General features: G+C 69.9%; 22 protein-coding genes. 18 read left to right on the top strand and 4 right to left on the bottom strand.

Features of this window, described 5'->3' with window-relative positions:
• Window positions 1-133: 133 nt before the first annotated feature.
• The 5 genes from ACTIMO_RS04805 (at window position 134) to ACTIMO_RS04825 (ending at window position 5,706) form a co-directional block, all read left to right on the top strand.
• On the top strand, window positions 134-1,654 hold the full coding sequence (locus ACTIMO_RS04805; protein WP_157365691.1) for a sugar ABC transporter ATP-binding protein: 1,521 nt from the start codon (window positions 134-136) through the stop codon (window positions 1,652-1,654).
• Complete coding sequence (locus tag ACTIMO_RS04810) at window positions 1,651-2,736, top strand: ABC transporter permease (RefSeq protein ID WP_448181634.1); 1,086 nt, start codon at window positions 1,651-1,653, stop codon at window positions 2,734-2,736. Before ACTIMO_RS04805 ends, ACTIMO_RS04810 begins: the two co-directional genes overlap by 4 nt.
• A gap of 85 nt (window positions 2,737-2,821) precedes the next feature.
• A complete protein-coding gene (locus ACTIMO_RS04815) occupies window positions 2,822-4,036 on the top strand; it encodes an ROK family protein (protein WP_448181635.1) in 1,215 nt (404 codons plus the stop codon).
• Window positions 4,037-4,096: 60 nt separating this feature from the next.
• The gene (gene pyrE / locus ACTIMO_RS04820; RefSeq protein WP_448181636.1) at window positions 4,097-4,672 is read left to right on the top strand and encodes an orotate phosphoribosyltransferase; all 576 of its coding nucleotides are present in this window, start codon (window positions 4,097-4,099) and stop codon (window positions 4,670-4,672) included.
• Window positions 4,673-4,710: 38 nt separating this feature from the next.
• Window positions 4,711-5,706 (top strand): alpha/beta fold hydrolase, encoded by a 996-nt coding sequence (locus tag ACTIMO_RS04825; protein WP_448181637.1) that lies wholly within the window; start codon window positions 4,711-4,713, stop codon window positions 5,704-5,706.
• A gap of 26 nt (window positions 5,707-5,732) precedes the next feature.
• Here ACTIMO_RS04825 and ACTIMO_RS04830 read toward each other — a convergent pair whose 3' ends face one another.
• Window positions 5,733-6,512, bottom strand: coding sequence for an HAD-IIA family hydrolase (locus tag ACTIMO_RS04830; RefSeq protein WP_055765482.1), 780 nt, complete (start codon window positions 6,510-6,512; stop codon window positions 5,733-5,735).
• 79 nt (window positions 6,513-6,591) lie between these two features.
• Here ACTIMO_RS04830 and ACTIMO_RS04835 point away from each other — a divergent pair, with 79 nt between their 5' ends.
• The 7 genes from ACTIMO_RS04835 to ACTIMO_RS04865 all read left to right on the top strand — a co-directional run bounded on the left by ACTIMO_RS04835 (window position 6,592) and on the right by ACTIMO_RS04865 (window position 10,972).
• Window positions 6,592-7,263, top strand: a complete 672-nt coding sequence (locus ACTIMO_RS04835) for a TrmH family RNA methyltransferase (RefSeq protein ID WP_448181702.1) — start codon at window positions 6,592-6,594, stop codon at window positions 7,261-7,263.
• Between the two features lie 89 nt (window positions 7,264-7,352).
• Complete coding sequence (fbaA, locus tag ACTIMO_RS04840; protein ID WP_055765477.1) at window positions 7,353-8,372, top strand: class II fructose-bisphosphate aldolase; 1,020 nt, start codon at window positions 7,353-7,355, stop codon at window positions 8,370-8,372.
• 3 nt (window positions 8,373-8,375) lie between these two features.
• Window positions 8,376-8,795 carry a DUF3151 domain-containing protein gene (locus ACTIMO_RS04845; RefSeq protein ID WP_448181638.1) on the top strand — a complete coding sequence of 140 codons (420 nt, stop codon included), beginning with the start codon at window positions 8,376-8,378 and terminating at the stop codon, window positions 8,793-8,795.
• A 214-nt stretch (window positions 8,796-9,009) separates the two neighbouring features.
• The gene (locus ACTIMO_RS04850; protein ID WP_055768847.1) at window positions 9,010-9,213 is read left to right on the top strand and encodes a helix-turn-helix domain-containing protein; all 204 of its coding nucleotides are present in this window, start codon (window positions 9,010-9,012) and stop codon (window positions 9,211-9,213) included.
• A gap of 150 nt (window positions 9,214-9,363) precedes the next feature.
• Window positions 9,364-9,861 (top strand): DUF2975 domain-containing protein, encoded by a 498-nt coding sequence (locus ACTIMO_RS04855; RefSeq protein ID WP_448181639.1) that lies wholly within the window; start codon window positions 9,364-9,366, stop codon window positions 9,859-9,861.
• A complete protein-coding gene (locus ACTIMO_RS04860; RefSeq protein ID WP_422391118.1) occupies window positions 9,861-10,112 on the top strand; it encodes a helix-turn-helix domain-containing protein in 252 nt (83 codons plus the stop codon). Before ACTIMO_RS04855 ends, ACTIMO_RS04860 begins: the two co-directional genes overlap by 1 nt.
• Complete coding sequence (locus ACTIMO_RS04865) at window positions 10,109-10,972, top strand: oxygenase MpaB family protein (RefSeq protein ID WP_448181640.1); 864 nt, start codon at window positions 10,109-10,111, stop codon at window positions 10,970-10,972. Before ACTIMO_RS04860 ends, ACTIMO_RS04865 begins: the two co-directional genes overlap by 4 nt.
• A gap of 62 nt (window positions 10,973-11,034) precedes the next feature.
• On the opposite strand, the gene ACTIMO_RS04870 is transcribed toward ACTIMO_RS04865, so the two are convergent.
• Window positions 11,035-11,637: a hypothetical protein gene (locus ACTIMO_RS04870; RefSeq protein ID WP_422391120.1), complete on the bottom strand. Its 603-nt coding sequence runs from the start codon at window positions 11,635-11,637 to the stop codon at window positions 11,035-11,037.
• 226 nt (window positions 11,638-11,863) lie between these two features.
• Between ACTIMO_RS04870 and ACTIMO_RS04875 the strand changes: the two genes are divergently transcribed.
• Window positions 11,864-13,153, top strand: a complete 1,290-nt coding sequence (locus ACTIMO_RS04875; RefSeq protein ID WP_448181641.1) for an adenylosuccinate synthase — start codon at window positions 11,864-11,866, stop codon at window positions 13,151-13,153.
• An 82-nt stretch (window positions 13,154-13,235) separates the two neighbouring features.
• Here ACTIMO_RS04875 and ACTIMO_RS04880 read toward each other — a convergent pair whose 3' ends face one another.
• Window positions 13,236-14,021, bottom strand: a complete 786-nt coding sequence (locus tag ACTIMO_RS04880; protein ID WP_448181642.1) for a SurA N-terminal domain-containing protein — start codon at window positions 14,019-14,021, stop codon at window positions 13,236-13,238.
• Between the two features lie 139 nt (window positions 14,022-14,160).
• A complete protein-coding gene (locus ACTIMO_RS04885) occupies window positions 14,161-14,667 on the bottom strand; it encodes a DUF427 domain-containing protein (RefSeq protein ID WP_448181643.1) in 507 nt (168 codons plus the stop codon).
• A 77-nt stretch (window positions 14,668-14,744) separates the two neighbouring features.
• Between ACTIMO_RS04885 and ACTIMO_RS04890 the strand changes: the two genes are divergently transcribed.
• The 5 genes from ACTIMO_RS04890 (at window position 14,745) to araA (ending at window position 20,846) form a co-directional block, all read left to right on the top strand.
• Window positions 14,745-15,551 carry a carbon-nitrogen hydrolase family protein gene (locus ACTIMO_RS04890; RefSeq protein WP_055765455.1) on the top strand — a complete coding sequence of 269 codons (807 nt, stop codon included), beginning with the start codon at window positions 14,745-14,747 and terminating at the stop codon, window positions 15,549-15,551.
• A gap of 4 nt (window positions 15,552-15,555) precedes the next feature.
• Window positions 15,556-16,602, top strand: a complete 1,047-nt coding sequence (locus tag ACTIMO_RS04895; RefSeq protein WP_448181644.1) for a LacI family DNA-binding transcriptional regulator — start codon at window positions 15,556-15,558, stop codon at window positions 16,600-16,602.
• Between the two features lie 280 nt (window positions 16,603-16,882).
• Window positions 16,883-18,610: a ribulokinase gene (araB, locus tag ACTIMO_RS04900; RefSeq protein ID WP_448181645.1), complete on the top strand. Its 1,728-nt coding sequence runs from the start codon at window positions 16,883-16,885 to the stop codon at window positions 18,608-18,610.
• Window positions 18,607-19,335, top strand: a complete 729-nt coding sequence (locus ACTIMO_RS04905; protein WP_055765445.1) for an L-ribulose-5-phosphate 4-epimerase — start codon at window positions 18,607-18,609, stop codon at window positions 19,333-19,335. The genes araB and ACTIMO_RS04905 overlap by 4 nt, the downstream gene beginning before the upstream one ends.
• Window positions 19,332-20,846 (top strand): L-arabinose isomerase, encoded by a 1,515-nt coding sequence (gene araA, locus ACTIMO_RS04910; RefSeq protein WP_055765442.1) that lies wholly within the window; start codon window positions 19,332-19,334, stop codon window positions 20,844-20,846. The genes ACTIMO_RS04905 and araA overlap by 4 nt, the downstream gene beginning before the upstream one ends.
• Window positions 20,847-20,849: the final 3 nt, after the last annotated feature.

The raw sequence follows: 20,849 nt of genomic DNA on the forward strand, positions 1-20,849 counted from the left end.
GTAATGAACTTGGCAGAGCCGCGATCCTCGCCCGAGTGGGGCAACTCAGCGTGACTTGCCTCACAGTAACAGAAGCATGGAAGGAATCGACGGCTTTCCACCGATAATCGACATAACGTGTTATCTTCGTCACATGTTCGATGACGATCAGTCCCTGCCCCTGCTGGAAGTCCGCGGGATCACCAAGCACTTCGCCGGGGTCCAGGCCCTCAAGGGGGTGGACCTGCAGGTGCGCCGGGGGGAGGTGCACTGCGTCATGGGCCAGAACGGTGCCGGCAAGTCGACGCTCATCAAGACGCTGTCCGGTGTCCATCAGCCCGACGGCGGGCAGATCTACTGGGAGGGCGAGGCGATCTCCCTGCCCGGTCCGACCGCGGCGCTCGCCCTCGGGATCGCCACGATGTACCAGGAGCTCGATGTGGTCGACGGACTGTCGATCGCCGAGAACATCTTCCTCGGGCACGAGGTGTCCAGCGGGGGAGTGCTCCGCGTCCGGAAGGCCCACGCGCTGACGCGGGCACTGCTCGACCGTCTCGGTCATGGTCGGCTGTCGCCGTCGACGGAAGTCGGGGCGCTGTCGGCGGCCAACAAGCAGATCGTCAGCCTGGCTCGCGCGCTGTCGCGGGACACGAAGCTCATCATCATGGACGAGCCGAGCGCCATCCTCGACTCGGGCGAGGTCGCCAATCTGTTCCGGGTGGTGCGTGAGCTCACCACGCAGGGGATCGCCGTGGTCTACATCTCCCACAGGCTGGAGGAGATCAGGCAGATCGGTGATCGCATCTCCGTCATCAAGGACGGTCGGAGCACCGCGACGGGCCTCGACGTCCGGGACACCCCGCGAGCCGAGCTGATCCGCCTCATGACCGGCCGGGACATCGAGAACGTGTTCCCCGAGCGGCGGCCCCCGGCTGCTGACGCGCCGGTCGTGCTGACGGTGGAGGACCTCGAGCTCGACGGCCACTTCGACAGGCTGAGCTTCACCCTGAGCGCCGGTGAGGTCCTGGGGCTCGCCGGACTGGTGGGCTCGAAGCGCTCGGAGATCATCGAGACCATCTACGGAGCGCGCAAGGCGTCCTCGGGGACGGTCACCGTCCACGGGAAGGTCCTTCGCCCGGGCTCCGTCACCGCGGCCGTCGATGCCGGTATCGGTCTGTCCCCGGAGGAGCGCAAGAGCCAGGGACTCATCCTGGACGAACCCGTCTTCAAGAACGTCACGCTGTCCACCTTCGGGCGGTTCGCCCGAGCCGGGTATCTGGACGAGGCGGCCGAGCGGCAGGCGGCACGCGAGCAGATCGCGGCGCTGGAACTGCGACCCGCCGATCCCGACCGCCCGGCCCGGACTCTCTCCGGCGGCAATCAGCAGAAGATCCTGCTGGGCCGGTGGCTCGTGCACGGCACCTCGGTGCTCCTGCTCGACGAACCGACGCGCGGCGTCGACGTCGGAGCGAGGGCCGAGATCTACGAGCTCATCCGTGCGCTCGCCGTCGCCGGCACCGCCATCATCGTCATCTCGAGTGAGATCGAAGAAGTCCTGGGGCTCGCGGACACGGTGCTCGTCATCGACGACGGCAGGGTCCTCACCCAGACGAATGCCAGCGACCTGGACGAGCACGGCGTGCTCGACCTCATCATGAAGGGAAGTGCCGCGTGAGCGAGCAGAACACGAAGGTGGCCGAGCCGAACCCCGATGCGACGGAGCACGGACGGCCCGGCCGGGCCAATCCGCTGCACGCCTTCCTGCGGGGTTCGGCAGGGCGCAACCTCGGACTGGTCATCGCGCTCGCCCTGCTCCTCGTCGTGGGAGCGATCACCAGTGGGGACCGCTTCCTGAACCTCGAGAACATGCTCACGATCCTCCGGTACGCATCGATCATCGGTGTGGTGAGCATCGGCGTGACCTTCGTCATCACCGCCGGCGGGATCGACCTGTCCGTCGGGTCGGTGATCGGCCTGACGACGGTCGTGGCGAGCCTCACCAGCGTGCAGATGGCGGCCGCGCAGTCCTCATGGCTCCTCATGGTGATCGTCGCCCTCGCCGTCGGTGCCGCTGCCGGGCTCGTCAACGGCGTCCTGATCGCGTACGGCAAAGTGGTGGCCTTCATCGCCACCCTGGCGATGCTCATCGGTGCACGTGGCCTCGCGGAGCTCATCTCGGGCCGAAGGACGCAGGTGGTCAGCAACCGTGACTTCCTCGAGGTCCTGCGCGCCGACCTGCTCGGCGTCCCCATCCTGGTCTGGATCTTCGCCGTGGTCGCCGCGGGCGGCTGGTTCCTCCTGAACCGCACCACCTTCGGTCGGCGCACCATCGCCATCGGCGGGAACCTCGAGGCATCTCGGCTGGCCGGCATCAAGGTGAGGCGCCACCTGGTGTACCTCTACGTCCTCGCGGGGTTCACGGCGGGTATCGGCGGCATCATGTACCTCGGCCGCACCACGGCCGGTACCTCCACGCACGGGCTGCTCGTCGAACTCGACGTCATCGCCGCCGTCGTCGTCGGCGGGACCCTGCTCGTCGGGGGCCGGGGCACGATCATGGGCACCGTGCTCGGGGTGCTGATCTTCAGTACCCTCATCAACGTCTTCACCCAGAACAACCTCGACACCTCCATCCAGGCGCTGGCCCGGACCCTCATCCTCGTGGGGGCCGTCCTCCTGCAGCAGCGATTCGCCGCGCAGGGGCCGCGCAGACGCCTGAAGAACGCGGTCCGCACGGACGCGGCGGCGGCGAACTGATCACCGTGGGGCGGCGTACCAGGGGTGGATCACGCACCGTCCCAGGCGACCCTTGTTCCGTCGGTTTCCATGCTGTAATGAGTCGATGCGTGACGTAAGTAGCTTCAACGGCCTCGGCTCCTCCGGAGCCAGCGAGCTCTTCCAGATCCTGCGCGACGGACGGCCCCGCACCCGATCCGAGCTCGCCGCCCAGATGGGACTCGCGCGCTCCACGGTGACGCTCCGCATCGAATCCCTGATGGAGCTGGGCCTGGTCGGTTTCGTCGACGATGCCGTCTCAACGGGCGGGCGGCCGTCCTCGCGGATCGCCCTCAAGGCGGGGAGCAAGGTGGTCCTCGGTGTGGACATCGGGGCGTCGCACCTGCGCGTGGCACTGACCGACCTCACGGGTCACCAGCTGCGTGAAGCCGCTCGTTCGATGGAGGTGGCCATCGGCCCGACCGCGGTCCTCGATGCGGTGGTGGAGATGGCCTCCGAACTGCTGGCGGACTCGGACCGCGACCTCGCGGATCTGCTGGCGATCGGGGTCGGTGTGCCGGGGCCCGTGGAGCACAGGACGGGCATGCCCATCAACCCGCCGATCATGCCCGGCTGGAACCGCTTCGACGTCCCGGGCTACCTGCAGGACCACTTCCACGTCCCGGTCCTCGTGGACAACGATGTCAACGTCATGGCCGTCGGGGAGCGGAACGCGGCGTGGCCGGACACCGGTGAGCTGATCTACGTGAAGGTGGCCACGGGCATCGGCTCGGGCATCGTCTCCAACGGCATGCTGCAGCGTGGGGCGGACGGTGTCGCCGGCGATATCGGGCACATCCGCGTGCACGACGGCACGGGCGTCCCCTGCCACTGCGGCAACCTGGACTGCCTCGAGGCCGTCGCCTCCGGCCCGGCCGTCGCCGCGAAGCTCCGTGCGCTCGGGCTGGACGCCCGTACTGCCGAGGATGTCGTCCGTCTCGTGGGAAGCGGGAACAAGGACGCGGTCCATGCGGTGCGCCAGGCCGGTCGTGACGTGGGAGAGGTCCTCTCGGCCTGCGTGAGCCTGATGAATCCGTCGGTCATCGTCATCGGCGGGTCGATGGCGCTCACGGGCGAGCATTTCATCGCCGGTATCCGTGAGGTCGTCTACTCGCGCACGGTCCCCCTCGCCACGCAGCACCTGCAGATCGTGCAGTCGTCCTCCGGGATCGATGCGGGCGTCCTGGGCGCGAGCATGCTGGCCATCCATGACGCGATGTCGCCCCAGCGGATCGACGACATGGTCCTCGGCCTCGGCCTCGGGGAGACGATCCCGGGCTGAGACCAGCGATCGCCGCTGACCCGTGCGCAGCGTGACACGCGCTCTCGATAGACTGGCCGCATGACCGCCGAGACCTCCGTGCAGACCTCCGACCGCTCCCGGCTCCTGGAGCTGATCAAGGACCTCGCCGTGGTGCATGAGCGCGTGACGCTCTCCAGCGGCGTCGAGGCGGACTACTACATCGACCTCCGGCGGATCACCCTCCACCACGAGGCGTCGGTGCTCGTGGGCCGGGTCATGCTCGCGCTGCTCGACGACGCCGGCATCGCGTTCGAGGCTGCCGGCGGTCTGACCATGGGCGCCGATCCGGTGGGTACCGCCGTCATGCACGCCGCCGCGCAGGCCGGCCGGCCCATCGACGCCTTCGTGGTCCGCAAGACCCAGAAGACGCACGGGATGGGCCGCCAGGTCGAGGGGCCGGACGTGTCCGGCCGTCCCGTCGTCGTCCTCGAGGACACCTCCACCACGGGCGGTTCCGCCCTGACCGCGGTCGAGGGCGTGCGCCGTGCCGGGGGTGACGTCCGGGCGGTCGCCGTGATCGTGGACAGGACCACGGGGTCCAAGGAGCGGATCGAGTCCGAGGCCGGGGTGCCCTACCTCTTCGCCTTCGGCAAGGAAGAGCTGGGCCTCGCCTGACGGGCACCTCCGGCAGCGCGGACGGAGTCGAGCGGCGGGTGGACGACGCGCTCTCGCTGCAGCGTGCCCGCGACTTCCGCCAGTCCTCCCGCCGGTCCTTCTTCATCGGCTCGGCGCTCGCCGCTGTGGTCGGCACCGACCTCGCGTTCACGCGGGTCATCCAGTCCCAGCGTGAGCAGACGCGGATCCTGCCGCTCGACGACGACGCGGCGCGCGCCCGCTTCCCGAACGACCGCTGGGTGCTGTTCCCCGGGTACAAGACCAGCTGGGAGGAGGGGCTCTGGATCCTCAACTCCCTCCGGCCGGCCCTGGCACGGCGTGCACAGATGGCCGTCATGGGGTACTCGAACAGGGGCCTGGACATCAACAACGTGGTCGCCACCATGAACCGCTACGTCGACAACTTCCGGCTCGAGAAGCTGTACTTCTACGGCCACAGCTTCGGCGGGATGGTGGCGGTCGAGGTGGCCGCCCGCCTGCGGGACCGCGGCATCCCCGTGGAACTGGTCCTCCTCGATTCCTCCCCGTCCAGCCGGTTCGACGTGCGGGACCAGCGCATGTTCGACGGCGTGGTGCTGCTGTACGAAGCCGGTGTCCGCGTGCCGATCAGCCTGCGCGGCACGTACGAGCTCGGCGAGCGGATCGTCCACAAGAACGAGCGGACCTGGAGCCAGATCGTCGACCAGACCCTCGAGCAGGTCTCGCCCCTGGCTCCCAGCAGTGAACTCATCCAGTCCGAGTCCTCGTACATCTACCACTTCGACGTCTCGCGCTTCAGCCTGTCCCTCGGGGACATGAAGGTGGTGTTCGCCGGCAACCCGGACGACGGCGTCGTCGACTACGCGACGGCACGGGCCGGCTGGGCGCGGGCACTGCCCGACAACGTGGTGGCGACGGACTATGTCACCGGGGGTGTGCTTCCGGCCCACGCCAGCCCCCAGTGGAACCCCGGTATCTACCAGTCGATCGTCACCGCGGTGCAGGACGCGTACGTCCCGGCTCCCGGCGGCGGCGGGTGGAAGCGCTACTTCTGAGGCGTGTCCGACCGTGTCCGCTCGGGTCAGACCTGGTCGATGAGGTCCGCGACGGAGTCGACGATCTGCGCCGGGCGGAAGGGGTAGGCCTCGATGTCGGCCGGCTGCGTGATCCCGCTCAGGACGAGGACGGTGTGCAGCCCGGCCTCCATGCCCGCGATGATGTCGGTGTCCATCCGGTCGCCGATCATCGCCGTGGTCTCGGAGTGCGCGTCGATCTGGTTCATCGCCGAGCGGAACATCATGGGGTTCGGCTTGCCGACGATGTAGGGGTCGCGGCTCGTCGCCGCCGTGATCATCGCGGCGATCGCGCCCGTCGCGGGGAGCGGGCCCTCCTTGGACGGACCGGTGACGTCCGGATTGGTCGCGATGAACCGTGCACCGTCGAGGATGAGGCGCACGGCCTTGGTGATCGCCTCGAACGAGTACGTGCGCGTCTCGCCGAGCACCACGTAGTCCGGGTTCGTGTCCGTGAGGACGAAGCCTGCCTCGTGCAGCGCCGTCGTCAGTCCGGCCTCGCCGATCACGTACGCGCGGCCGCCCGGCAGCTGGTCCCGCAGGAACTGCGCGGTGGCGAGCGCGGACGTCCAGAGGTTCTCCTCGGGGATCTCGAGGCCCGATGCCTTCAGGCGGGCCGCGAGGTCGCGAGGCGTGTAGATCGAGTTGTTCGTCAGCACCAGGAACCGCTTGGACGTGGCGACCCATCGGTCGATCAGTTCGGCCGCGCCGGGGATGGCGTGGTTCTCGTGCACCAGGACCCCGTCCATGTCGGTGAGCCAGCACTCGATGTGTTCGTTCTCGCGCATGTTCGTCCTTCCGGGGTGGGCCGTCCGCTGCCAGTCTTCCACCTTTGCCGCCGTCTACGCTGGGACGGTGGAAGAAACCCTGCCTGAGCCCGGACGCACCGACGACGACCCGGCGGCGGCTCGGGACGGCGCGCCCGGTGCGCCTCCGGTCGGGGTCGGTCCCTGGGCGGGCGCGTGGCCCGACGGCGACCACTGGGACCGCGAGCTGCTGGCGGCGGGGGACACCCGGAACGTCGTGGACAGGTACCACTACTGGACCCACGAGGCCATCGTCGCGGACCTCGACGGACGCAGGCACGGCTTCCACGTCGCCATCGAGAACTGGCAGCACGATCTCAACATCGGCTCGGTGGTGCGCACGGCCAACGCCTTCCTCGCGCAGGAGGTGCACATCATCGGACGACGACGGTGGAACCGGCGTGGGGCGATGGTGACGGACCGCTACCAGCACGTACGGCACCACCCGACGGTCGCGGACTTCACCGCCTGGGCGGCAGGGGAGGGCCTCGCGGTGATCGGGATCGACAACTTCCCCGACTCGGTGCCGCTCGAGACGTACGACCTGCCCGAGCGCTGCGTCCTCGTCTTCGGCCAGGAGGGCCCGGGGCTGACGCCCGAGGTGCACGAGGCGGCGGAGGCGACGCTGTCGATCGCCCAGTTCGGCTCGACCCGCTCCATCAACGCCTCCGCCGCGGCCGCCATCGCGATGCACGGCTGGGTGCGGCGCCATGTCTTCGGCCAGCACGCCTGAACGGGCCGTCCGGGCCGACTTCTTCTGCGCCCGGAAGACCCGCTCGCTAGGATGAGGCAAGCACTCACCACCACGAAGGAGTCCTCAGCATGCCTATAGCAACCCCTGATGTTTACGCCGAGATGATCGACCGCGCGAAGGCGGGCGGGTTCGCATTCCCGGCAGTGAACGTGACCTCCTCGCAGACCCTGAACGCCGCGATGCGCGGGTTCGCCGAGGCCGGCTCGGACGGCATCGTGCAGGTCTCGACGGGCGGCGCCGCCTACTGGTCCGGCGCGAGCGTCAAGGACATGGTCGCCGGTTCGCTGGGCTTCGCCGCCTTCGCGAAGGAGGTGGCCAGGAAGTACGACGTCAACATCGCCCTGCACACCGACCACTGCCCCAAGGACAAGCTGGACGACTTCGTGCTGCCGCTGCTCGCCGCGTCCGAGGAGGCCGTGAAGAACGGCCGCGACCCCATCTTCAACTCGCACATGTGGGACGGCTCCGCGGAGACGCTCGAGGAGAACCTGCGCATCGCCCGGGAGATCCTGCCCCGCGCCGCCGCCGCGAAGATCATCCTCGAGGTCGAGATCGGCACCGTGGGAGGCGAGGAGGACGGCGTCGAGCACGCCATCAACGACAAGCTCTACACCACGGTCGAGGACGCCCTCGCGACCATCGATGCCCTCGGCGCAGGCGAGCACGGCCGCTACATCACGGCGCTGACTTTCGGCAACGTGCACGGCGTGTACAAGCCGGGCGGCGTGAAGCTGCGGCCGGAGATCCTCAAGGAGATCCAGGACCAGGTGGGGCAGAAGCTCGGCAAGGACAAGCCCTTCGACCTCGTCTTCCACGGCGGATCCGGTTCCTCCGACCAGGAGATCGCGGATGCCGTCTCCTACGGCGTCATCAAGATGAACATCGACACGGACACCCAGTACGCCTTCACGCGCCCCGTCGCGGACCACATGCTGCGCAACTACGACGGCGTCCTCAAGGTCGACGGCGAGGTCGGCAACAAGAAGACGTACGACCCCCGTGTCTGGGGCGCCTCCGCCGAGGCCGGCCTCGCGGCCCGCGTCGTGGCCGCCGCGACGTCGCTCGGGTCCGCCGGAAAGAAGCTCTGACCCGTGTCCGACGAGTTCCGCAGGAACCTGCTGGGTCCGGAGCCGACGCTGCTGCCCGAGGAGACCGACGTCGTCGCGCGCCTCGCCGCAGGTGACGAGGCCGTGGATCTCGCGGCCAGGCACCCGACGTCGTCGCTGGTCTGGGCGATCCTCGCCGACGAGGCCTACGGCGAGGGACGCACCATCGAGTCCTACGCCTACGCCCGCACCGGCTACCACCGCGGGCTGGATGCGCTGCGGCGCAACGGCTGGCGGGGTACGGGTCCCGTCCCGTACTCGCACGAACCGAACCGTGGCTTCCTGCGCGCCCTGTACGCGCTGGGACGTGCCGCGGCGTCGATCGGCGAGATCGAGGAGGCCGAGCGGATCGCGGTGTTCCTCAGGGAATCGGATCCGGAAGCGAGCGCCCAGCTCGCGAACTGACGGCGACCATGGATCTCAGGACGGGCGGAGCGGCGCGAGCCCCCGCCCGTCCTGCTGTCCGGGCGCCCTGGGCCAAGCAGGTCCTAACACACTCCGAATCGTGATGCCCGGAACCATTAACGAGTAGTGCATTTCCTTGTGCAGCTGTTACGCGTGCGGCCAGAGTTAAAGGCTCCACAGAGCGTGGTGAGGCGAATCGGGAGCGGTGCTGGATATGTCGACAGGTGTGACCACGGGACAGTTGTACACGGTCGCGGAAGTAGCGGCGATGATGCGGGTCTCGAAGATGACCGTCTACCGGCTGGTGCAATCGGGGACCATCCAGAGCATCAGGTTCGGCAGGTCCTACCGGGTGCCGCAGAGCGCGGTGCGCGACTACATCGACTCCACGAACCGCGGGTCCGACTACTCGATTTGAGGGTGGAGGCCCACTCCGGCCCGTCCCCGGAGAGGACCTGATGGACTGCGGCGGCACGAGCGGTGCCGGGCATAATCCGTCTGTCGTTAGGCTTGTGATATCGATCGATGAACGATAGCTTTATGCTGACCATCAGCAGAAGGAGCTGTCATGCACCACATCACCGTCGTGGCCCTGCGCATCGTGCTGGGCCTCATCTTCGCCGGTTCGGTCGTCATCCAGGTCGTGATGCTCTCGTTGCTGACCCTCGACGTCTCGACCGCCGACCCCGACGTGGCCCTCATCAGGACACCGCTGGTCGTCCTCACGGTGCTCGGCATCCTCGCCCTGCAGGTCGCCGTCGTCTGTGTGTGGGGGCTGCTGACCATGGTGCGGCGCGGCACGGTCTTCTCGACGGATGCCTTCCGCCTGGTGGACATCGTGATCGGGGCCTTCACCGCCGCGAGCCTGCTGGCCTTCGGACTCGGCGTGGCCCTCGCCCCCGGGGAGGCGGTGGCCCCCGGCGTCGTCCTGCTCATCGGCGGCGTGGCGGTGATGATCGGTGCGGTGGCGCTGATCGTCCTCGTGCTGCGGGCGCTGCTCGTGCAGGCCGTCCGCACCGACCTCGAGGCACGCCAGCTGCGCACCGAACTCGACGAGGTCATCTGATGGCGATCATCGTGCGGATCGACGTCGAACTCGCGCGCCGGAAGATGAGCGTCGGGGAGTTCGCCGAGCGCATCGGCCTGACGCCCGCCAATGTCGCCGTGCTGAAGAACGGCCGCGCGAAGGCCGTCCGCTTCAGCACGCTCGAAGCGATGTGCAGGGTGCTCGACTGCCAGCCCGGCGACCTGCTGGAGTGGACCGACGAGGACGACTCCGCGTCCGGCGGCGTCCCCTCGGACGAGGATCCTGCATGAAGGGCCTGGCCCGGTTCTTCCCCGGGGCCCCGGCGCCCGGCCTGCCCGGCGATGCGGGCCTCTTCGGTCCCGACTCCACGGCCTGGCGTGTGGCCCGCGAGCGGCTGATCGTGGCGGGCGGCCCGGCAGCCCTCCTGCTGCAGGTGGCCCACCCGCTCGTCGCCGAGGGCGTGCGCGCCCACAGCGGCTTCGCCTCCGATCCGCTGCAACGACTGCGCGGGACGCTCGACGCCGTCCTGACCGTCACGTTCGGGGACCACGGCCAGGTCAGGGACGCGGCACGGGAGGTCGCGGGGAAGCACCGTCCCGTCCATGGCACACTGCCCGACGACGCCGCGTCCATGCCCGCCGGTACCGCCTACAGTGCCTTCGATCCGGGTCTGGCCCGCTGGGTCTTCTCGACTCTCGTCTGGACGGCGATCGAGGTGACGGACGGGTTCCTGCGCCCGCTCGGGCCCGGGGAGCGGACGGACTACTACCGCGACATGAAGCAACTGGGCCGGGTCTTCGGGGTTCCCGAGGCGCTCCTGCCCGAGGACTACCCGGGCCTCGAGCGCTACGTCGACGAGCAGGTACGCGACGTGCTCGACGTCGGCCCCACCGCCCGGCTGATCGCCGGGCAGATCCTCGCGCCGGAACCGCCGATCGTTGCCCGGCCGCTGCGCCCCGTCCCGTCCGTCCTGGCTGCGGCAGTCCTCCCCGAGACCCTGCGGCAGGCCTACGGGTTGCCCTGGCGACGCCGGAAACGGCTGGCGTTCGCCGTCATCCGGCGCGCCGCGCGCGTCGTCGTGCCCCTGCTCCCGGACCGGCTCCGCCACTGGCCGCACTACCGGGTGGCGCGCGATCGGATGGGCCGGTAGCAGGGGGAGGTCGTGGCGGCGCCCCGCGACCCGGCGCGGACGCATGGGCCAGGCCCGGCAGGTCAGGCCCCGGGGCGCCTGATCGTCGTCGTCACGGTGACCAGCTGGGGGCGCGGTGGCGCCGAACTGAACCCGAAGCGGACGGGCGGGCTGACGGCGGCCAGCGTGCCGAGGTCCGAGCCGCGCCAGGACGCCGTCGCCCCCGTGAGGGAGCGGGCGGATGTCACGCCGTAGTACTCGGTCCGGCCGTTGCCCGCGGAGCCCGCCGTCGCGACCCCCTTGACCAGGAGCGATGCCACGGGGTTGATCAGTGCCAGCCAGCGGGGATGGGTGGCCAGACGCGAGGGGAGGACGCCGAGCAGCCGCCCGAGCAGCGTCACCGGACCGACCTCGGCCTGGACCTGCAGGTCCCCGGCATCGACGAGGAGGCGGGACGAGTCCAGCGACGAGACGATCTCGAGGAGGACGACGTCGTCGAAGGTGTAGGTCGCCCCCACGTAGTCAGCGATCTCCCGGCTCGGCGCGAGCAGGGTGCGCACGCCGGCCGAGTCCTCCATCATGACGTCGGTGAAGGCGCCGAACGGAGACGCGTCCCACCTTCCGATCACCAGTCGCGTACCCGAGGCGGTGCCGATCCCGGCGATGTGTCCTTCGAAGCGGTCCATGGGCCCATTCTCCACGCCCCGGCGCGGGTGGACGCCGGTGTCACACCGGCCGGTCCCGCCCCCGTCATCCCCGACGCCTTTCGACGGCCCGTGAGCGCCTCGGCTAAACTCGGACGGTAAGAGCCCCAGTGGCCGCGCTCCGTGCGGCCGGTTGGGGCGTTCTGATGCACGGCGAACTCCACCGCGGTCGCGCGGGGAGGACCCGTACCGAATGGGGGAGGATCCCATGCCAGCAATCGTCATCGTCGGCGCCCAGTGGGGCGACGAGGGTAAGGGCAAGGCCACTGACCTGCTGGGCGGCCGGGTCGACTACGTCGTGAAGCCGAACGGCGGCAACAACGCCGGGCACACCGTCGTCGTCAATGGCGAGAAGTACGAGCTGAAGCTCCTTCCCGCGGGCATCCTCAGTCCCAATGCCGTCCCGATCATCGGCAACGGCTGCGTCATCAACCTCGAGGCACTCTTCGACGAGATCGACGGACTCCAGGCCCGCGGGGCGGACACGTCGAAGCTGCGCATCTCCGCCAACGCCCACCTCGTGGCGCCGTACCACCAGGTGCTCGACAAGGTCACCGAGCGTTTCCTCGGCAAGCGCGCCATCGGCACCACGGGCCGCGGGATCGGTCCGGCCTACATGGACAAGGTGGCCCGGCTCGGCCTGCGGGTGCAGGACGTCTTCGACGAGTCGATCCTCCGCCAGAAGGTCGAGGGCCCCCTCAAGCAGAAGAACGAGCTGCTGGTGAAGGTCTACAACCGCCGCGACGTCGAGGTCGAGGAGGTCGTCGAGTACTTCCTGTCCTTCGCCGAGCGGCTCAAGCCCCTCGTCATCGACTCCACCTTCGTGCTCAACGAGGCGCTCGACGCCGGCAAGGTGGTCCTCATGGAGGGCGGCCAGGCCACCTTCCTCGACGTCGACCACGGCACCTACCCGTTCGTGACGTCGTCGAACCCCACCGCGGGCGGCGCGTCCGTCGGATCCGGGATCGGTCCCACGCGCATCTCCCGCTCGATCGGCATCATCAAGGCGTACACCACGCGTGTGGGCGCCGGTCCCTTCCCGACCGAACTCTTCGACGAGATGGGCCTGTACCTGCAGAAGACCGGCGGTGAGTTCGGCGTCAACACCGGGCGTCCACGCCGTTGCGGCTGGTACGACGCCGTGCTGGCGCGCCACGCCTCGCGGGTCAACGGCTTCACCGACTACTTCGTCACGAAGCTCGACGTCCTCACGGGCATCGAGACCATCCCCGTGTGCGTGGCGTACGACGTCGACGGTGTGCGCCACGACGAGATGCCCATGACGCAGACCGACTTCCACCACGCGAAGCCGATCTTCGAGTACTTCGACGGCTGGACCGAGGACATCACGGGAGCGCGGACCATCGAGGACCTGCCGGACAACGCGCAGACCTACGTGCGGGCCCTCGAGAAGCTGTCCGGCACGCGGTTCTCCGCGATCGGCGTGGGGCCGGACCGGGACCAGACCATCGTGATCAACGACCTCATCGGCGACTGAGCCCGGCCGGCCCGAACCCGGCCGCAGACACGGACGGCACCCCGCGCTGCGGGGTGCCGTCGCGGTTCCGATCGCGCATGGATCACAGGTTGACGGTGATGTCCGCATCCTCGCGCAGCTGCGCGATCAGGGTCTGCGTCGCCGTGGACAGCTTCTCGCCGGAGAGCTGCTCCTCGATCTGCTCACGCACGTCCTCCAGCGGGGGGATCGGCGTGCTCGTCTTGCCGCTGGCCTCCTGCTGCGCGACGGCGGAATCGTAGGTGTCCTGGATCTCCTGGTCGCTGGGGGCGGTGTCGCCGGCCTCCTCGGCGAGCAGCGCGTCCAGCTTCACCTGGTCCGAGAGCTGCTGGTCGAAGGCGCCCTCGTCGAGGCCCTGCTCCGCGAAGGCTGCGCGCAGTTCCTCCTCGGACCCCAGACCGCTGGTCTCCAGGAGGTCGCTGATCGCCGCGGCGCGGGCCTCGTCGGTGGCCTCGATGCCCCGGGCGTCCGCCTCCTGCCGGAGCAGCTCGGTGCTCACGAGGTTGTCCGCAACGGTGGTCTTCAGCAGGTCCTGATCGAGTTCCTGCCCGCCGGCCTGGGCCGAGGCGGCGGCCTGCTGGAACTGGCTCGTGTACGTGGTGGTGAAGGTGTCGCGGCTGATCTCGGTCCCGTTGACCACGGCGACGACGTCGGGCAGGCCCTCGAGGTCCGGCTCCGGCAGGGCAGGGGCCGATTCCGCGGTGCCCGTCGCCGGGTCGCTCGCGGCGCTCGACGCGGGGGCGCTGTCCGCGGTCCCGCCATCGCCGCTGCAGGCGGTCAGTACTGCCGCCGCCCCGATGAACACGGCAGCGAGCAGCTGCCTCTTCCGTGCTGTGGCTCCGAAGGCCATGGTCCTTGTCCTCACCTCGTGGTCCGGGTCAGCGTGCCACTGTAGCAACCGCGGGTGACAGGCGGCGGCGTGAGCGCCGGCGGTCCGCTGGTTGCAGGGCTGCGGCGGAGCGGGGGTCCCTGGGGCCGCTGCTCCCGCATCACCAGCCCCAGGTGCCGGCGCCACCCTTGAACGGCCCGACGATCGACCCCGTGATCCAGCCACCGTAGAAGTCGCCCTCCTGCGCCTGCACCGTCTCTCCGTCGACCGTGCAGGAGTCCATCTGCGACGGATAGATGGCGGCGCGGGTGGACAGCTCCCCGTACCCGGGGACGGGGGCGGGGTAGGTCCACGCGCCGCGGGTGTTCCGGGCACTGCCGGCGACCACGTCGAAGTAGCTCGCCGCGCCCTTGAACTCGCAGTGCGTGGTGCCCTCGACCGGGACCAGCACACCGGGTGCGAAGTCGTCCAGGGGCAGGTAGTACACGGGCGGGTGGCTGGTCTCGAGGACCCGAACCGCCCGGGTGGTCCGGACGATCACCTGCCCGCCGAAGCGGATCTCGATGGTGGCGGGCGAGGCCTCGACGCGCGGGGGCCGCGGGTAGTCCCAGACGGACTCCTGGCCGGGTCCGGGCGTGACGCGCTTGTTCTTCATCGGGTTCCTCATGCCACGAGGCTACTCCGGGAGGCTGGGCGTGAGTCTGTACGCTGGACGCACCATACCGCCTACACGTGAGGTTCAGCATGAAAGTCAGCGTTGGCCAGTTCAGACCCGGCGGGGAGGCGACGGCGAACCTCGCGGTCATGCGGGAGCTGGCCGCCGAGGCCACATCCGAGGGCGCGGAACTGATCGTCTTCCCCGAGGAGTCGATGTTCTCGATCGGCAGGGTCGAGGGTTCGCTCCAGCAGGCGGTGGAGGAGAACTGGACGTCCTTCGTCCAGCAGCTGTCCTTCCTCGCGGCGGAGCAGTCCATCGCGGTGGTCGCGGGCGGGTACGAGTCCAGCGGCGAGGAGCGGCCGTTCAACACGCTCGTCCTCATCGACGCCACGGGGCGGATCGTGGACACCTACCGCAAGCTGCACCTCTACGACGCCTTCAGCTACCAGGAGTCCACGCGCATCAAGCCGGGCGACGGCGGCATCAAGGTCGCGGAGCTCGGGGGCGTGCGGGTGGGACTGATGACCTGCTACGACGTCCGCTTCCCGGAGCAGGCGAGGGCCCTGGCCGACGCCGGCGCGGACCTCATCTGCGTGCCGGCGGCCTGGTTCAAGGGCGAGCACAAGATCGACCACTGGGAGACGCTGCTGAAGGCGCGGGCCATCGAGAACACGCTGTGGGTCGCGGCGGCGGGTACCTCCGGCGGCCACACCATCGGGCACTCGGCCATCATCGATCCCATGGGCATCCCGCAGGTGTACCTCGAGGACGAGGAGCGCGGCGTCGTGACCACCGAGGTCACGCGCCGCCGGGTCGACGACGTCCGCGAGTTCCTGCCGGTACTCCGCAACAGGCGCTTCGCCCGGAACGACACCATTGTCGACTCCCACTGACGCGGTGACGGCCCCGGACGGCCCGGCGCCGCCGCGAGCCCCGAACATCCGCGACGTCGCCCGACTCGCCGGGGTCTCGCACCAGACGGTGTCGCGGGTCCTCAACGGTCACCCGAGCCTCCGCGCCGAGACGCGTGACCGCGTGCTCGCGGCCATGGAGGAGCTGAGCTTCCGGCCCAACCGTGCTGCCCGCGCGCTGGTGACGAGCCGCTCCACCACCATCGGTGTGCTGGTGAGCAAGGGCTTCGAGTACGGGCCCGCAGCCAGCCTCCAGGCGATCGACAGCGCGGCCCGGGAGGCGGGGTACGGGGTGGACGTGGCACACCTCGACGACGTCGACGACGGTTCCATCCGATCCGCCCTCGACCGCCTGCTCGCGCACGGGGTGGACGGCCTCATCATCCTCGCGCCGCAGACCCGGACGCTGGCGGAGATCGAGCACCTGTCCATCACCCTGCCCTTCGTGACGGTGCACTCCGCGCAGGGCCACGACGACCACCGGCTCTCGGTCGACCAGTCGGGCGGGGCGGCGCTCGCCACGCGGCACCTCATCGACCTCGGCCACCGGCGGATAGCGCACGTCGCCGGGCCCGACGGGTGGCTCGAGACGGAGGCGCGCATCCGCGGATACCGCCGCGCGATGCGGGACGCGGGCCTCGACCCGGAGCCGCTCCTCGCCGGCACCTGGACGGCCGACTCCGGCTACCGCGCCGGCCGCACCCTGCTCGCCGGGGCCTCCTCCCGGGGCGTGACGGCGGTCTTCTCCTCGAACGACCAGATGGCCCTCGGCCTGCTCCATGCCCTGCGTGAGGGGGGACGGAGCGTGCCGGAGGACATGAGCGTTGTCGGGTTCGACGACGTCCCCGAGGCCGCCCACTACCAGCCACCGCTGACGACGGTGCGGCAGGACTTCCCCGAGCTGGGCCGGCGGTGTGTCGCCCGGCTGCTCGGGCTCATCGGAGAGGCGGAGCCCCATCGGGGCGGGGACGCCGCCCCCGAGGTCCGCACGGAACTCGTGCCGAGGGGTTCGACGGCGCGTCCGGCCTCCTGACCCCGGCGGCACCGGGACGCCCGGGCGCCCTCCCACCCGGAGGGCGTGCGAGCGCCTCGCTCGTGGAACCATGCTCCGGCTGCCCTCGCGCCGGGCCTGTCCCCGGGCGGGACGACATCCCGGCCGGTCGTCCCCCGGGCGTGACCGTTGACACAGCCCACCCGGAAGGACCTACACTGTTAGCCGTTGATGTGAACGGTCACATAGCCGATCACGTACAGCTCTCCGATCCACCAGAGCATCGCTTCGCGGTCTCGAGAAGAACAAAGAGGTCCTTCCCTTGAGTGACTCCACCCCGGGCTCCGCGACGACTCCGGCCGGTGCCGGCGGCGCTACCTACGTGATCGGCGTCGACTACGGCACCCTGTCCGGCCGTGCCGTCGTCGTCCGCGTCTCCGACGGTGCCGAACTCGGTGCCGCGACGCTCGAGTACCCCCATGCCGTCATGGACACCACGCTCGCGGCCACCGGTGCGCAGCTGCCGCCCGAGTGGGCCCTGCAGGTGCCCTCCGACTACGTCGACGTCCTCCGCTCCGCGGTCCCCGCCGCCGTCCGCGAGGCGGGCATCGACCCGCAGGACGTCGTCGGCATCGCGACCGACTTCACCGCCTGCACCATGGTGCCCACCCTCGCGGACGGCACCCCCCTCAACGAGGTGCCGGGCTACGAGGGCCGCCCCCACGCCTACGTGAAGCTGTGGAAGCACCACGCGGCCCAGGCGCAGGCCAACCGCATCAACGAACTCGCGGCCGCACGCGGCGAGGCGTGGCTGCCCCGCTACGGCGGGCTCATCTCCAGCGAGTGGGAGTTCGCCAAGGGCCTCCAGCTGCTCGAGGAGGACCGCGAGCTGTACGACGTCATGGAGCACTGGGTCGAGGCTGCCGACTGGATCGTCTGGCAGCTCACGGGGGAGTACGTGCGGAACGCGTGCACCGCGGGCTACAAGGGCATCTACCAGGACGGCGCCTATCCGTCCGAGGAGTTCCTCGCCGCCCTCAACCCCGACTTCGCCGGCTTCGCCCGCGACAAGGTGGAGCACACCATCGGCGCCCTGGCGTCGAGGGCGGGATCCCTCTCCGAGGAGGCCGCCGCCTGGACGGGCCTGCCCGCGGGCATCGCCGTCGCCGTCGGGAACGTGGACGCCCACGTCACCGCTCCCGCGGCGCAGGCCACGGACCCGGGCCAGATGGTGGCCATCATGGGTACCTCCACCTGCCACGTCATGAACTCCGACCGCCTGAGCGAGGTGCCGGGCATGTGCGGCGTCGTCGACGGCGGGATCGTGGCGGGCTTCTACGGCTACGAGGCCGGCCAGTCCGGCGTCGGCGACATCTTCGCGTGGTTCGTCGCGAACCAGGTGCCGGGGGAGATCCGGGATGCCGCTGCGGCAGAGGGACTCAGCGTGCACGAGTACCTCACCGGGCAGGCGCAGGGGGAACCCGTCGGCGCCCACGGCCTGGTGGCCCTCGACTGGCACTCCGGCAACCGGTCCGTCCTGGTGGACCACGAGCTGTCCGGGACGATCGTGGGCCTCACCCTCGCGACCAAGCCGCACGAGGTCTACCGTGCGCTGCTGGAGTCCACGGCGTTCGGCACCCGGAAGATCGTCGAGACCTTCAACGCGTCCGGCGTCCCGGTGACGGAGTTCGTCGCCGCCGGCGGGCTCATCCGGAACCCGTTCCTCATGCAGGTCTACGCGGACGTCCTGAACATGCCCATCTCCGTGATCGGCAGCGCGCAGGGCCCCGCCCTCGGCTCCGCCATCCATGCCGCCGTCGCCGCCGGTGCGTACGAGGACATCCACGCGGCAGCCGCGGCGATGGGCCACCTGGACCGCGCCGCCTACACCCCTGACCCGGAGAGGGCCGACGCGTACGACGCCCTGTACCGCGAATACACCGACCTGCACGACTACTTCGGCCGCGGCACCAACGACGTCATGCACCGGCTCAAAGCCCTGCGCCGTGCGGCCCGCACCGCCGCTGCCCCGCAGGCGGTGTCGGCATGAGCACCTCGACCCCCGCGACCTTCAGCCCCGAGGTCGAGGCGGCGATCCTCGCCGTCCGGGAGGACGTCGCCGCCCTCCACGCCGAACTCGTGCGCTACGGACTCGTCGTCTGGACGGGCGGGAACGTCTCCGGCCGCGTGCCGGGCGCCGACCTGTTCGTCATCAAGCCCTCCGGCGTCAGCTACGACGAGCTGGCGCCGGAGAACCAGATCCTCTGCGACCTCGACGGCAACGTCGTCGACGGCACTCCCGGATCCGAGCGGTCGCCCTCGAGCGACACCGCCGCCCACGCGTACGTCTACCGCCACATGCCCGACGTCGGCGGCGTGGTGCACACGCACTCCACCTACGCCGTCGCCTGGGCCGCCCGCGGCGAGCCGATCCCCTGCGTGATCACAGCCATGGCGGACGAGTTCGGCGGGGAGATCCCGGTGGGTCCGTTCGCGATCATCGGTGACGATTCGATCGGCCGCGGCATCGTGGACACCCTCACCGGCCACCGCTCACGCGGCGTGCTCATGAAGAGCCACGGGCCCTTCACCATCGGCAGGGACGCGAAGGATGCCGTCAAGGCGGCCGTCATGCTCGAGGACGTGGCACGGACCGTCCACATCTCCCGCCAGCTCGGTGCGCCCGCCGGGATCCAGTCCGAGCACATCGACTCACTCTTCGACCGGTACCAGAACGTGTACGGTCAGCCCTCGACCCCAGGAGCCCCAGCATGAGCCCGCTCAGCACCACCCTCGACACCTACGAAGTCTGGTTCCTCACCGGCAGCCAGGACCTCTACGGCGAGGAGACCCTGCAGCAGGTCGCGGAGCAGTCCCAGGAGATCGTGCGGATGCTCGCGGACTCGGGGCTCCCCGTGAAGGTCGTGTGGAAGCCGACCCTCAAGGACTCCGCCTCGATCCGCCGCATGGCGCTCGAGGCCAACGCGGCGGACCACGCGATCGGCGTGATCGCCTGGATGCACACCTTCAGCCCCGCCAAGATGTGGATCGCGGGCCTCGACGCCCTCCGCAAGCCGCTGCTGCACCTGCACACGCAGATCAACGTGGCGCTGCCGTGGGCCGAGATCGACTTCGACTTCATGAACCTCAACCAGGCCGCGCACGGCGACCGCGAGTTCGGGTACATCCAGTCGCGCCTCGGAGTGCCGCGGAAGACCGTCGTCGGGCACGTCAGCAGTCCCGACGTCTGCGCGAAGGTCGCCTCGTGGCAGCGCGCCGCCGCCGGCTGGGCCGCCGTCCACGAGCTCAAGGTGGCCCGCTTCGGCGACAACATGCGCAACGTCGCCGTCACCGAGGGGGACAAGACCGAGGCGGAGCTCCGCTTCGGCGTCTCCATCAACACGTGGGGCGTCAACGACCTCGTCGCGGCGGTCGAGGCACAGTCGGACGACGACGTCGACGCCCTCGTGGCCGAGTACGAGGAGACCTACGACGTGGTCCCGGAACTGCGCCGGGGAGGTGACCGCCACGAGTCGCTGCGCTATGGTGCCCGCCAGGAACTCGGTCTGCTGTCCTTCCTCGAGGAGGGCGGTTTCGGTGCGTTCACCACCAACTTCGAGGACCTCGGCGCGCTCCGGCAGCTGCCCGGCCTCGCCGTGCAGCGGCTCATGGCCCGTGGCTACGGCTTCGGGGCCGAGGGCGACTGGAAGACCGCCGTCCTCGTCCGTGCCGCGAAGGTCATGGGCTCCGGACTCCCCGGCGGCGCCTCCCTCATGGAGGACTACACGTACCACCTGACGCCGGGGGAGGAGAAGATCCTCGGCGCGCACATGCTCGAGATCTGCCCCACCCTCACCACGTCGAAGCCCTCCCTCGAGGTGCACCCGCTCGGGATCGGCGGCAAGGAGGATCCGGTGCGGCTCGTGTTCGACACGGACGCCGGAGCCGGCGTCGTCGTCGCGATGTCCGACATGCGGGACCGCTTCCGCCTCACGGCCAACGCCGTCGAGGTCGTCCCGCCGGACGCCCCGCTGCCCAACCTGCCGGTCGCGCGCGCAGTCTGGAAGCCGGAGCCGAGCCTCGAGACGTCCGCGGCGGCCTGGCTGAGCGCCGGCGCCGCGCACCACACCGTCCTCACCACCGCGGTGGGCCTCGAGGTCTTCGAGGACTTCGCGGACATCGCCGAGGTCGAACTGCTGCGGATCGACGCCGACACGAAGCTGCGGGACTTCCAGCGCGAGCTGCGCTGGAACGCCGCGTACTATCGGCTCGCGCAGAAACTGTAGAAG

This window comes from Arthrobacter sp. CP30 (assembly GCF_053470025.1).

Excerpts from the sequence above, each read along its gene's own strand:
- ACTIMO_RS04870 (WP_422391120.1), bottom strand. The coding sequence starts at position 11,637 with ATGGACCGCTTCGAAGGACACATCGCCGGGATCGGCACCGCCTCGGGT.
- ACTIMO_RS04905 (WP_055765445.1), top strand. The coding sequence starts at position 18,607 with ATGAGCACCTCGACCCCCGCGACCTTCAGCCCCGAGGTCGAGGCGGCG.
- ACTIMO_RS04865 (WP_448181640.1), top strand. The coding sequence starts at position 10,109 with ATGAAGGGCCTGGCCCGGTTCTTCCCCGGGGCCCCGGCGCCCGGCCTG.
- ACTIMO_RS04850 (WP_055768847.1), top strand. The coding sequence starts at position 9,010 with ATGTCGACAGGTGTGACCACGGGACAGTTGTACACGGTCGCGGAAGTA.
- ACTIMO_RS04860 (WP_422391118.1), top strand. The coding sequence starts at position 9,861 with ATGGCGATCATCGTGCGGATCGACGTCGAACTCGCGCGCCGGAAGATG.
- ACTIMO_RS04885 (WP_448181643.1), bottom strand. The coding sequence starts at position 14,667 with ATGAGGAACCCGATGAAGAACAAGCGCGTCACGCCCGGACCCGGCCAG.
- ACTIMO_RS04875 (WP_448181641.1), top strand. The coding sequence starts at position 11,864 with ATGCCAGCAATCGTCATCGTCGGCGCCCAGTGGGGCGACGAGGGTAAG.
- ACTIMO_RS04815 (WP_448181635.1), top strand. The coding sequence starts at position 2,822 with ATGCGTGACGTAAGTAGCTTCAACGGCCTCGGCTCCTCCGGAGCCAGC.
- ACTIMO_RS04830 (WP_055765482.1), bottom strand. The coding sequence starts at position 6,512 with ATGCGCGAGAACGAACACATCGAGTGCTGGCTCACCGACATGGACGGG.
- fbaA (WP_055765477.1), top strand. The coding sequence starts at position 7,353 with ATGCCTATAGCAACCCCTGATGTTTACGCCGAGATGATCGACCGCGCG.
- pyrE (WP_448181636.1), top strand. The coding sequence starts at position 4,097 with ATGACCGCCGAGACCTCCGTGCAGACCTCCGACCGCTCCCGGCTCCTG.
- ACTIMO_RS04855 (WP_448181639.1), top strand. The coding sequence starts at position 9,364 with ATGCACCACATCACCGTCGTGGCCCTGCGCATCGTGCTGGGCCTCATC.
- ACTIMO_RS04890 (WP_055765455.1), top strand. The coding sequence starts at position 14,745 with ATGAAAGTCAGCGTTGGCCAGTTCAGACCCGGCGGGGAGGCGACGGCG.
- araA (WP_055765442.1), top strand. The coding sequence starts at position 19,332 with ATGAGCCCGCTCAGCACCACCCTCGACACCTACGAAGTCTGGTTCCTC.
- ACTIMO_RS04880 (WP_448181642.1), bottom strand. The coding sequence starts at position 14,021 with ATGGCCTTCGGAGCCACAGCACGGAAGAGGCAGCTGCTCGCTGCCGTG.
- ACTIMO_RS04805 (WP_157365691.1), top strand. The coding sequence starts at position 134 with ATGTTCGATGACGATCAGTCCCTGCCCCTGCTGGAAGTCCGCGGGATC.